We start from the raw sequence: 411 nt of genomic DNA, 5'->3' as shown, positions 1-411 counted from the left end.
GTTCGTTCGCAGGCTCGTCATCCGTTGTTCCAGGTGGCGTTGACGTTCCAGAACCTTGGACAGAGTGCTCTCGAACTGCCCGGACTCACCGCCGCTGCTGTGGAATTCGACGCAGCACTGGCCAAGTTCGATCTGCAATTCACACTTGAAGACGTCGCTGACGCCGGTATGTCCGGCACCCTGACCTACGCGACGGATCTGTTCGACGCGTCGACAGCGGCCGAGTTCGCTGATCGGTTCGTGTCCGTCCTCCGTTGCGTTGTCGCGAATCCGGCCGCTGCCGTTGGCGACGTGGATGTTATGAGCGCCGGTGAGTTGGATCGCGTTCTGTCATGGAGCGACACGGGTGTCGACAGTGGTGTGGATTCGACGTTGTCGGCGTGGTTCGATGATGCTGCTGCGCGGTTTGGT

Annotated in this window: 1 protein-coding gene; it reads left to right on the top strand. The window is 60.6% G+C overall.

Features of this window, described 5'->3' with window-relative positions; all coding sequences use genetic code 11:
* Window positions 1-411 (top strand): condensation domain-containing protein (locus P3G66_RS31875; protein WP_276117894.1); only part of this gene is annotated, 411 nt, incomplete at both ends.

The organism is Rhodococcus sp. C3V (genome assembly GCF_029269915.1).
Lineage (GTDB): Bacteria > Actinomycetota > Actinomycetes > Mycobacteriales > Mycobacteriaceae > Rhodococcus_F > Rhodococcus_F qingshengii.
The sequence above is the reverse complement of the archived record's forward strand: the minus strand, read 5'-3'. Positions and strand labels throughout refer to the sequence as shown.